Below are 11,161 nucleotides of genomic sequence, written 5' to 3' on the forward strand. Positions count from 1 at the left end.
GCGGGGACCGGAGGGGTTCTTCAGCGCCCGCTTGACGGCGGCGAAGAGCGCCTGCGCCGAGGCGATCGCCCCGCCGGGCACCGGGTTGCCCTTCTTAAGGATCGGCACCGCGATGAGCACAAGGATGATTGCGAGCACCGCGAGGATGCCGAAGATCATGAGGAAGCTTCCCCACCACGGCCATCCGAGTCCCTCACGGAACGCCGCAGCTCCGGCGAAGATCACCATGAACGATGACAGGAACAGGAAGAACAGGGCGACGATGGCCAGGGCCGAACCGATGCCCAGATTCTTCGCACCGGCAGTGGCCTCGGCCTTCGCCAGGGCGAGCTCCTCCTCGGCGATCGCCTTGGAATCGTCGCCGATGTCCTTGATCAGTTCGCTGATCGACCTCTCGGCCATGAGTGCTCCTAACGACGTGAACGGTGTGACAATCTTCCTTAAGAGTAGTCTCAACGTTCGTGCTCGCCAAAGACGCTGCGGACTGAATTCGGCTCGCGCCGAACGCGCCGTCGGGTCAGGACTTCCCCACCGTTTCCTCGATGAGCTTCATCACCGAGGAATCGGCGAGGGTCGTGGCGTCCCCGACCTCACGGTTCTCGGCGACATCCTTGAGCAGGCGCCGCATGATCTTGCCCGACCGGGTCTTCGGCAGCTCGGAGACGATGTGCACCTGCTTGGGCTTGGCGATCGGTCCGATCTCCTTGCCGACGAACTGACGCAGCTCCTCGGCGGTCTCCGGGCTGTCCTCGACTCCGCCGACAGTGATGACGAACGCGATGACGGCCTGCCCGGTCGTGTCGTCGGCGGCACCGACGACCGCCGCCTCGGCGACGGAGGGATGGGCGACGAGCGCGGACTCGATCTCCGCGGTCGAGAGCCGATGACCGGAGACGTTCATGACGTCATCGACGCGGCCGAGGAACCAGATGTCCCCGTCTTCGTCGCGGCGCGCCCCGTCACCGGCGAAGTACGTGTCGGGGAACCGCGACCAGTAGGTCTCCTTGAAGCGCTCGGGGTCCTTCCAGATGCCGCGCAGCATCGACGGCCACGGCTGACGGATGACGAGGAGGCCGCCTTCGGGTCCGGCCGGGTTCTCGCCGGTGTCGTCGACGACGTCGACGGCGATGCCGGGGATCGGACGCTCAGCCGAGCCCGGTTTCGTCGCGAGCACGCCGGGCAGGGGGGCGATCATGTGGGCGCCGGTCTCCGTCTGCCACCACGTGTCGACGATCGGGCAGCGGCCCCCGCCGATCACCCGGTTGTACCAGCGCCAGGCCTCGGGGTTGATCGGCTCACCGACGCTGCCGAGCAGGCGCAGGCTCGACAGGTCGTACTTCGCGGGGATGTCCTCGCCCCACTTCATGAACGTGCGGATCGCCGTCGGTGCGGCGTAGAGGGTCGTCACCTTGTTCTTCTCGACGATCTCCCACCAGCGACCCTGATCAGGGGTGTCGGGGGTGCCTTCGTAGATGACCTGGGTCATGCCCATGGCCAGCGGGCCGTACGCGACGTAGGAGTGTCCGGTGATCCACCCGACATCGGCGGTGCACCAGAAGACATCGGTCTCCGGCTTCGCATCGAAGACGGACTTCATCGTGTAGAGCACCTGGGTGAGGTATCCGCCCGAGGTGTGGAGGATGCCCTTGGGCTTGCCCGTCGTGCCCGAGGTGTAGAGGATGAACAGCGGGTTCTCCGCGTCGAAGAACTCCGCCTCGTGCTCGGGGCTCGCCTTCTCCACGGTGTCGTGCCACCACAGGTCGCGGCCCTCGGTGAAGTCGACGTCCTGGCCGGTGCGGCGGACGACGAGCACGGATTCGACCGGGGTGTCGCCCGTCGAGAGGGCCTCGTCGACGGCGGGTTTGAGGCTCGTCTCCTTCCCTCGACGGTAGCTGCCGTCGGCGGTGATGACGACGCGCGCCTCGGCGTCGATGATCCGCGAGCGCAGCGCATCGGCGGAGAAGCCGCCGAAGACGACGGAGTGAGCGGCGCCGAGGCGGGCCGACGCGAGCATCGCGATGACCGCCTCGGGGATCATCGGCAGGTAGATCGCCACGCGGTCGCCGGCCTTGACGCCGAGCTCGGTGAGCGTGTTTGCCGCCTTCGACACCTCGGCGAGGAGCTCGGCGTACGTGTACTCACGGGAATCGCCGGGCTCGCCTTCGAACTTGATGGCGACGCGATCGCCGTTGCCGGCGAGCACATGACGGTCGAGCGCGTTGTAGGCGACGTTGAGCTTGCCGTCGGCGAACCACTTCGCGAAGGGCGGATTCGACCAGTCGAGCACCTCGGTGAAGTCCTGCTGCCAGTCGACGAGGTCACGCGACTGCTCCGCCCAGAACGCTTCGAAGTCCTCGGAACCGCGCTCATAGGCGTCTGCCTTGACGTTGGCTGCGGCCGCGAACTCCTCGGGCGGGGCGAAGGTTTCGGTCGCCTCGGTGCTGTCGGTCATGATTCCCTCCGGCTTCTTTGATGGAACGAAGATTCTCTCTGCACTGTATACCCGGCTCAGGTGGCGCGGTCACCGCCGTTCAGGCGCTGAACAGCGTCAGTCGGGGGTAGTCATCGGCACCCTGCTGTGCTAGGACTCACCGGGTTCGCCCGGTCGCCGATGGGCGGACAAGGGGACTGTCGGTGTCGAATGACTGCACATGAGGGCCGAGGTCTGCAAGGATGGCCCTAGGTCTGCGGTGATGAACGCTGCAGACATGACATTGTTCCCCGATCGACTGGAGCCCGCGATGAGTTCGCCGCAATACCCCAACGGCCAGGGAGTGCCGCCGTGGCATGACCAGAACGCGCCGAATGCAGGGCCGAACAATCAGCCGCCTGCGGGACAGGCGGGAGCCTACGGCGGTCAGCAGTTCGGCGGTCAGTCCGCGGGCGCCGGACAGTACGGCGCGGGCCCCGGACAGTACGGGTCCGGGCAGGGCGGTCAGCCCGGCCAGCCGGGCCAGTACGATTCGAGCCACGGACAGTACGGTCCCGGCCAGTACGGTGCGGACCAACAGGGCGGCCAGTCGGGCCAGTACGGTCCCGGCCAGCCCGGAACTGCCCAGCCCGGATCGGGTCAGCCCGGATCTGCCCAGTACGGTTCGGGCCAGTACGGTTCCGGTCCGTCGGCGTACGGGCCGCCCGCCGGCGGCCAGCCCGGTGCTCAGCCGGGGCAGTACGGATCGGGTCCCTCCCAGTACGGGTCTGGTCCTGCGCAATACGGTTCCGGTCCCACCCAGTACGGCTCGGGGCCAGGGCAGTACGGCTCCGGACCGTCGCAGTACGGCTCGGGTCCGGCCCAGTTCGGGCAGGGAGCGCCCGGGCAGCAGCGACCACGGCGCTCAGGTCCCGGCCTCATCGGCCCGCTGACGCTGCGTGATCTCTTCCTGCTCTTCGCGGGACTGCTCGCTCTCATCGTTCTCTTCGTCCCGTTCAAGAGGTTCGAGTTCATCCCGCTGCCGCTGTGGTCGTGGAACATCGATGCGATGGGCACTCTCGTCTTCAATGTGCTCGCGATCCTCCTCATCGTCGCGGCGGTGCTCGTCAACAAGCTCGGCAACGGCGGCATGCGGGTCGGGTCGCTCGGCCTCGACCAGTTCATCTCCGTGCTCGCCGCCGTCGCGTTCACGTACGCCTTCGTCGATCTCGTCACCTCGGTGCCGTACTGGCACGTCGGTGCCTACCTCGCGTTCTTCGCCGCCCTCGTGGCGTTCTTCGCCGGGGTCTTCACGATGCTTCCGTTCTTCGGCAAGGAGTTCGACTCCCGCGAGAACGTCCAGGCGCACCCCAAGGCGCGCCCGGTGGGCAAGCGGGCCCAGCACCCGGCTCCCCAGGCCAATGTGCCCGGCGCTCAGGCTGGCGCACCCGGCTGGGGCTCACAGGGCCAGGCGGGACCGCAGGGCCAGTTCGGTGCGCAGGATCAGTTCGGTGGACAGGGCCAGGATCGGGCCGGCGGCCAGTCGGGTCAGTTCGACAGCCAGTCGGCGCCGGGCTCATTCGGCGCCCAAGGCCAGCAGCAGTTCACCGCGGATCCCGCGGCACAGGGACAGGGGGACGGTGCCTCCGGACAGCCGGGATATTCCGGCCAGCCCACAGGCGATGAGCAGGGACACGCAGGGCGTCACTCCTACCCGTCGTCGGACTACAGCGGTTCCACGGGTCGGTCGGATTCGTCCTTCGCCCCGCCGGCTGCCGGCTCCGAGGAGCAGTCGGTGCAGAGCACCGGGTCGGGACAGACCTACCTCGGCGCTCAGCATCCGCGTGACCCCCAGCATTCGCAGAGCGAGCCGACCCAGACCTTCGGGTTTGGCGCGCAGCGCGAGGAGGAGTCGTGGGAATCGGAGACCGTCGTCTCGGACGAACCTCTCGTCGGCGATGATCCGACCGGTGCCGGGGTCGCCGGAACCGATGGTGGCCAGGATGACCGCCGTGATTCCGGCCTGGGTGACCGCCGTCGCTCTGACAATGCCGGTGTCGCCGCAGGTGCGGCCGTCGCAGCCGGGGCTGCCGGTGCGGCCGTCGGAACCGCCTCGGCGAATTCCGGCGACGCTTCGACCCGAGACCGCGCCGGTGCAGACAGTGCCTCAGCCGACCGGGCTGCGTCAGGAGCCGGAACCTCTGACGGTGTTGCCTCCGGCGGCGCTGCCCCGGATCGGTCCGCTGAGCGCGGACCCGATGACACCGTCGCGATCAGCAAGGCCGTGACGAACGACGACTCGGCGGATGCCGGCTCGGAGCGGATCACCTCGGTGTCCGAACGTCGCCGCGGACGCCACGCCGCACCCGATGCGGACTCGGCCACGACCGCCTCGGCGACAGGAGAGTCGGCCACGACCGCCACCGAGGCGGCAGGCGATTCCGCCGGAGCCGGGCAGACGGATGCGGAGAGGTCGGCGACGGCCACGAGCTACGAATCCGCAGGGGACCGGACCTCCGCTGATTCCGAGACGACCGCAGCGGCCCGGTACGCCGACGGCAACACGGTGGCCTCATCGACGGCGACCGGCGACGACGAACCGGGTCCCGGACCGATGGGGATCTTCGTCGGTGGCCCCGGCGGTGTGACCGAGGAGAGCACCGAGACGACCGTCGTCGACGAGACGGCGACCCCGGACGGCGAGGAGACGAACATCCGCACGACGGAGGCGACCGTCGTCACCGCTGACGGACAGATCGATGAGGCGCCCGGCGCCGACCCGACCGGGACCGATGTCGCCGACGACCGCCGGTCGCCGGACTCCTCGAGTTCCTCGACGGGTGCTGCCGGTGCGACGACCGCAGCTGCGGGCGGCTCCGCGGCTGCAGGGGCGGCAACTTCCGGCTCGTCCGCTGGTTCAGACGCCGATGCCTCCCGGGATGATGACGCGACTGCGCGATTCGACGCGGCCGCCGTCCGGGACGGCGCCGCATCCGGTGGCGACCGCACGGACACCGCGCGCACCGACACTGCGCGCACCGACACTGCCCGCGCGGATGCCGGGGCGGACACTGCCCGCACGGACACCACCCGCTCGGCCGCCCCGAGCGACCGCGACGGTGCCGCCGACAGCGAGCGGACCACTCCGCCCGACTCGGACGAACCGACGCAGTACGTCCCGATGGCGAACTACCGGGAGGACTCCGACAGGGACTCCCACACCGGTGCGTCTGCGGCCGACCCGGGTTCGTCGTCTGCTGACTCGGTGTCGACCGATGCGGCTGCCGCGGGCGACCGCAGCGGCGGGGACGAGGGCGAGCGGGGAGTCATCCAGGCTTTCTGGTTCGCCGTGCCCGAGCCGCGGGAGGCCGTCGACGAGAAGACCGGTCTGCCGGTCTTCACGATCTACCCCGGCGAATGGTTCCTCGCGCTCGAGGACCGCGGAACGACGTTCACCGTCCGCGATTCCGACGGCAAGGAGGGCCTGCTGCGCAACATCGAGGGCATCCAGCGCGGCTGACTCGTGTGCTGGGCCTGTGGACAGGCCCAGCACACAGCGCGGGTCAATCCCGCCCGGGCTGTCCACGTTCAGCGCCGTCACCAGCGGTGATGCGCGCAATGTCGCCGAAGGGGCGGCTCCTGTGACTCAGATGCACAGGGGCCGCCCCTTCTCCGCTCTGTCCACAGGCCCACGCCCGACCCTGGCGGGGAGAGGACCGCCGGGGGCAGGCTGAGCGCATGCAGATCGCCCTCATCACCGACCTCGGCGCCATCACCGAGGAGTGCGCCCGGGTTGCCGAGAGCATCGGCATCGAGCTCACGGTGTTGCCACCGGACTCCGGCGGCTGGCAGGGCGCGGCGCTCATCCTCCTCGGCGAGGACGTCCGCGAGGTCCCCATGACCGACCGGGCTGACCGCATCCTCGTCGTCCTCGACGGAGACGAACCCGCATCGGCCTGGCGACGGGCCGCGACCCTCGGTGTCGAACAGCTCGCGATGCTGCCCTCGGCCGCGGAATGGCTGAGCCAGCGGATCATCGCCGCCGTCGAACCCCCGGTCACTCCCGGGGTGACCGTCGGCATCGTCGCCGGCTGCGGGGGAGCGGGCGCCTCGGTGCTCGCCAGTGCCCTGGCCAGACGCGCCGCGAAGGAGGTCTCGACGGTCCTCGTCGACGCCGATCCGCTCGGCGGCGGACTCGACCTCGTCCTCGGCGCCGAACAGGTGCCCGGCCCCCGCTGGGCCGACCTCAGTGCCTCTCGCGGCCAATTGCGGCCCTCGGCGCTGCGTCACGCCCTGCCCGTCCACGACGGACTCGCGATCCTCTCCTGGGGACGCGATGACACCCTCGATCTCGCCCCGGAGGTGTTCGACGACGTCCTCGCCGCCGCCGGTCAGGCCTTCGACCTCGTCATCGTCGACCTGCCCCGCCACGCTCCTCCGCAGTGGACGCGGCGCTGCCACCACGTCCTCCTCGTCGCCCCCGCCCGGGTTCGCTCCGCCGTCGCCGCCTCACAGGTGGCCAAACGTCTCTCCCATTCCCACCCCGATGTGCGCCTCGTCGTTCGGGAGACCGGAGCCGGCGGCCTCGACTCCGACCTCCTCGCCGACTCGATCGGACTCGGTCTCGCCGGCAGCATCCGCGACGATCGCGGACTCTCGGCCGCCGTCGACCGCGGTGAGGGCATCCCCGGCGGGGCGCGCCTGGGCCGCCTCGTCGATCGGCTCCTCGGGGAGTGGGTCGGATGAGCGAATGGCTCGACGCCTCCCTCGTCGCCGAGGTCCGCAAGACCCTGCTCGACAACCCCGGACCGGTGACGACCGCCGCTGTTGCCGAGGCGGTCCAGCGCACCGGCCGGGTGCTCGGTTCGGCCGCGCTCCTCGACCTCGTCACCCGCCTCTCCGCGCAGCTGTCCGGCGCCGGCCCGCTCCAGGCCGTGCTCGAAGTGCCCGGCACCACCGACGTCTTCGTCAACGGGCCGCGTGAGATCTTCGCCGACACCGGTTCCGGGCCGACCAGCCTCGACCTCTCCCTCGGCTCCGAGGACGACGTGCGCTCGCTCGCGGTGCGCCTGGCCGCGCTCGGCGGTCGCCGCCTCGACGATTCGAGCCCGTTCGTCGATGTCCGCCTGCCCGACGGGGTGCGGATGAACGCGATCGTCCCCCCGATCTCCGGGGACCACACGACGATCTCCTTCCGCGTGCCCCGGCGAGACGGGTTCACCGTCGATGACCTCCTCGGTGACGGCTTCATCCCGGCCGCCGTGCACGATCTGCTCGCCGAGGCGGTGCGCTCGCGGGCGAACATCCTCATCTCCGGGGGCACCGGCACCGGCAAGACGGTCCTCCTCGGCGCGCTCCTCGGACTCGTCGACCCCGCCCACCGGATCGTCGTCGTCGAGGATTCCCGCGAGCTCATCATCGGCCACGGCCATGTCGTCCAGCTCTCGGCCAGGCAGGCCAACGTCGAGGGCGGGGGCGAGGTCACGCTCACCGATCTCGTCCGCAACGCCCTGCGGATGCGCCCGGATCGCCTCGTCGTCGGGGAGTGCCGCGGCCCGGAGGTCAGGGATATGCTCACCGCGCTCAACACCGGGCACGAAGGCGGGTGCGCGACGATCCACGCGAACACCGCCGAGGCGGTCCCCAGTCGCCTGGCGGCGCTCGGGGCGCTCGCGGGGATGAGCCCGCAGGCCGTCCATGCGCAGTTCGCGACCGCGATCGACCTCGTCGTCCACCTCCGCCGGGTCGGCTCCGACCGCGGGCTCACCGAGCTGGCGATCCCGACCGGGCCGGAGGGGGAGACGATGACGATGGAACCGGTGTGGGGCCGGCCCTCCCCGCGGGCGGCGGGGGAGTTCAACCGGCGTGCGCTCGCCCGCTTCGAAGCCGTCCTCGAGACGCGGTCGGCATGATCGTCCTCACCGTCGCCGTGCTCATCGCCGCCGGAATCGTGCTCGCGGCCCTACCCGATCCGCGAGCGCGCTTGGCCCAGCTCCTCGCGTCGGACTCGCGCCGAGGCGGCTCCCCGGGTCCGCGAACGCGGGCCCGGCGCGGGCGTGAGGAGGCCGAGGCCGACCAGCTGTGGGCGATCGGGGCGGTGGAGAACTGCGCGCATCTGCTCAAGGTGGGGATGACCCCGCAGGCGGTGATGGCGACACTGGCGGGGCAGGACGATCGCCTCCGTCCGATCTCCCGGGCGATTGCGCTCGGTGAGGAACCCGGGCGGGCGATCGCCGCCCGCGGTCAGGATCTGCCGGCCGCGGCCGCCGAGGTGCTCACCGGGATGGCGGCGGTGTGGACGGTCTCGGAGCGGTCGGGAGCGCCTGCGGCCGACATGATCCTCCGCTACGCCGCAGCCCAGCGGGATGCCCTCGATGCGAGCCGGGAGCGGCGGATTGCGATGGCCGGACCCCGTGCGACCGTTCGGGTTCTCAGCTGGCTTCCCCTCATCGGCATGGGTCTCGGACTGCTCATCGGCGTCCGCCCGCTCACTCTCCTCACCGGTCTGCCGGGGCAGCTGAGCATCGGCGGCGGCATCGTCCTCTACGCGCTGGGCCGGTGGTGGATGATGCGGATGATGACGCGGGCGGAGCGCTGAGGGACGATGGCTGCGATCCTCATCGGCCTCCTCGTCGCCGCGGCCGTGCTGCTGTGGACCGCCCGCCCCGCGGGACGGCTCGAGATGCTGCTCAGCGGCGGTGTCCGGGCTGGGCACGGGTCCGGCTCCGGACCTGGGGCGACCGGTCCGACGGGTGGTGGGGCCGCCTCGGCGAGGGACAGGGACGCGGCCACCGCCTCGGCGCGGGAGGGGACCGCGGTCGCCGACGAACAGCTCGCATTCGACCTCGACCTCGTCGCGATCTGCCTCACCGCCGGACTGCCGATCCCCGTGGCGCTCACCCTCACCGCCGAGGCGACAGGCGATCGGTCGGGGCTGCTGCGGATCGCGCGGGCGAAGACGATCGGCGGTGACGATCTGTCCGAGGACGACCGGCTGCGACCGGTCCTCGACGTCTTCGTCTTCTCCGAGCGCACCGGGGTCGGACCGGCCCCGCTCATCGAAGCCGTCGCCGGGGAGCTGCGGGACTCCTCTCGGCGCAGGCGGCAGGAAGCGGCCGCCGCACTCGGGGTGCGCCTCGTCGTGCCGCTCGGGGTGTGCATCCTGCCGGCGTTCCTGCTCCTCTCCGTCGTGCCCGTCGTCATCTCCCTGCTCACGGATCTCACCTCGGTGTTCTTCTGATGCCGTGGCCCGGCACCGCGGCGAGGCGCGCGGCAGATCCGCTGCCTTGGGTGGGAGGCACGGCTGCCTTGGGTGGGGGCACCGCTCGTTCCGGTGCGAGACACCCGAGTGCGGCGCCCCGATGCCGGGACGCCGCACGCGAGGGCTCGTCACATGGTGCCGACCTCAGCGCTTGATGCCGTGGCGGTCCATCGTCACCGGTCGGGAGACCTGCGTGAGCGTCGGTCCCGACTTCGGCGCGACGATGAGCGAGAGGATCGTGATGAGCGCGACGACGATCCACAGGAAGCCCAGCGGCAGGACGCTGCCGGCGAAGGCGACGGCCAGGGCCGCGGCGACGGTCGGAGCGAGCCCGCCGAGGGTCGAGGCGATGTTGTAGACCAGCGCGGTGCCCGTGAAGCGCACCGCCGTCGGCAGGCGCCGGGCGATGAATGCGGCGAACGGGCCGTAGAGGGCACCCTGGATGATGACGTTGCCGAGGAGGATCGCGAGGACGAAGCCCCACACCGTGCCGTTGCTGAGCATGAGGAGGATGGGGATCGCGAGGACACCGCCGGCCACGGCGCCCATCATCAGCACCTTCGTCGTGCCGATGCGGTCGCTGAGGCGGGCGAAGAGGACCGTGGTGATCATCAGCCCGAGAGCACCGCCGGCCTTGAGGTAGAGCGATTCGGAGACCTCGACGCCGTTCTGGGTGGCCAGGGCCAGGCCGTAGACGGTGACGATCTGCTGGGTGAAGACCATCGAGGTGTAGACGCCGACACCGATGAGGATCGTCTTCATGTGCTTGCTGAAGACGTCGAGGATCGGCAGGCGCTTCTCCTTCTTCTCCTCCTCGAGCTGCTCGAACAGCGGCGATTCGGTGACTTTGAGGCGGATGATGAACGCGGCGACGACGAGGATCGCGCTGAGGAGGAACGGCACGCGCCATCCCCAGACGAGGAAGTCGTCGCCGGAGAGCACCGCGGTCGTCGCGACGACGAGGGCGGCGAGCACGGTGCCCGCGGGACCGCCGGAGACGGCGATCGCACCGGCGAAGGCACGACTCTTCTCCGGGGCGTGCTCGACGGCCATGAGGGCGGCTCCGGTCATCTCACCGCCGACGGCGATGCCCTGGAGGACGCGGAGGAAGACGAGAGCGAAGACACCGAAGTAGTTGCCGTCCTGGGTCGTCGGCAGCAGACCGATGCCCACCGAGGCGACGCCGATGAGGGCAAGGGTGAAGACGAGGATCGGCTTGCGTCCGATCTTGTCGCCGAAGTGACCGAGGATGATTCCGCCGAGCGGTCGGATGAGGTAGCCGACGGCCAGCGTGGAGAACGACGCGAGCAGCGCTCCCTGGGGTCCGAGGCCGGAGAAGAAGAGCGGCCCGAACACGAGGCTGGCCGCCGTCGCGTAGAGCATGAAGTCGTAGTACTCGAGCAGCGTGCCCATGAAACCGGAGGCGAGCACGGTGCGCACTTCCTTCGGGTCGGGAGCGCGGGTGGGCGGATTTTCGGGCAGGGGTGCAG

8 protein-coding genes are annotated in these 11,161 nt (G+C 70.3%); 5 read left to right on the plus strand and 3 right to left on the minus strand.

Annotated elements, in window-relative coordinates; all coding sequences use genetic code 11:
* Together FFS20_RS16945 and acs are read right to left on the minus strand one after the other, a co-directional pair.
* Window positions 1-402, minus strand: a 402-nt coding sequence (locus FFS20_RS16945) for a phage holin family protein (protein WP_137826956.1), incomplete at its 3' end; no start/stop codon positions are given.
* A 115-nt stretch (window positions 403-517) separates the two neighbouring features.
* A complete protein-coding gene (acs, locus tag FFS20_RS16950) occupies window positions 518-2,452 on the minus strand; it encodes an acetate--CoA ligase (RefSeq protein ID WP_137826957.1) in 1,935 nt (644 codons plus the stop codon).
* A 289-nt stretch (window positions 2,453-2,741) separates the two neighbouring features.
* On the opposite strand from acs, the gene FFS20_RS16955 reads away from it, so the two are divergent.
* From FFS20_RS16955 to FFS20_RS16975, 5 genes are all read left to right on the plus strand, one after another.
* Complete coding sequence (locus tag FFS20_RS16955; RefSeq protein ID WP_137826958.1) at window positions 2,742-5,930, plus strand: hypothetical protein; 3,189 nt, start codon at window positions 2,742-2,744, stop codon at window positions 5,928-5,930.
* 218 nt (window positions 5,931-6,148) lie between these two features.
* Window positions 6,149-7,156, plus strand: coding sequence for a septum site-determining protein Ssd (gene ssd, locus FFS20_RS16960; protein ID WP_137826959.1), 1,008 nt, complete (start codon window positions 6,149-6,151; stop codon window positions 7,154-7,156).
* Complete coding sequence (locus FFS20_RS16965) at window positions 7,153-8,322, plus strand: TadA family conjugal transfer-associated ATPase (protein WP_137826960.1); 1,170 nt, start codon at window positions 7,153-7,155, stop codon at window positions 8,320-8,322. Before ssd ends, FFS20_RS16965 begins: the two co-directional genes overlap by 4 nt.
* Window positions 8,319-9,008 (plus strand): type II secretion system F family protein, encoded by a 690-nt coding sequence (locus FFS20_RS16970; protein WP_137826961.1) that lies wholly within the window; start codon window positions 8,319-8,321, stop codon window positions 9,006-9,008. Before FFS20_RS16965 ends, FFS20_RS16970 begins: the two co-directional genes overlap by 4 nt.
* Before the next feature lie 6 nt (window positions 9,009-9,014).
* On the plus strand, window positions 9,015-9,650 hold the full coding sequence (locus tag FFS20_RS16975; protein WP_137826962.1) for a type II secretion system F family protein: 636 nt from the start codon (window positions 9,015-9,017) through the stop codon (window positions 9,648-9,650).
* Window positions 9,651-9,815: 165 nt separating this feature from the next.
* Here FFS20_RS16975 and FFS20_RS16980 read toward each other — a convergent pair.
* Window positions 9,816-11,161: MFS transporter (locus FFS20_RS16980; protein ID WP_137826963.1), on the minus strand; the 1,346-nt coding region annotated here is incomplete at its 5' end.

It is taken from the genome of Brevibacterium sp. 2SA (assembly GCF_005502845.1).
Classification (GTDB): domain Bacteria; phylum Actinomycetota; class Actinomycetes; order Actinomycetales; family Brevibacteriaceae; genus Brevibacterium.

What these genes read in the sequence shown, in the direction of transcription:
- FFS20_RS16965 (WP_137826960.1), top strand. Translation starts at nt 7,153, where the DNA reads ATGAGCGAATGGCTCGACGCCTCCCTCGTCGCCGAGGTCCGCAAGACC.
- FFS20_RS16975 (WP_137826962.1), top strand. Translation starts at nt 9,015, where the DNA reads ATGGCTGCGATCCTCATCGGCCTCCTCGTCGCCGCGGCCGTGCTGCTG.
- FFS20_RS16970 (WP_137826961.1), top strand. Translation starts at nt 8,319, where the DNA reads ATGATCGTCCTCACCGTCGCCGTGCTCATCGCCGCCGGAATCGTGCTC.
- ssd (WP_137826959.1), top strand. Translation starts at nt 6,149, where the DNA reads ATGCAGATCGCCCTCATCACCGACCTCGGCGCCATCACCGAGGAGTGC.
- FFS20_RS16955 (WP_137826958.1), top strand. Translation starts at nt 2,742, where the DNA reads ATGAGTTCGCCGCAATACCCCAACGGCCAGGGAGTGCCGCCGTGGCAT.
- acs (WP_137826957.1), bottom strand. Translation starts at nt 2,452, where the DNA reads ATGACCGACAGCACCGAGGCGACCGAAACCTTCGCCCCGCCCGAGGAG.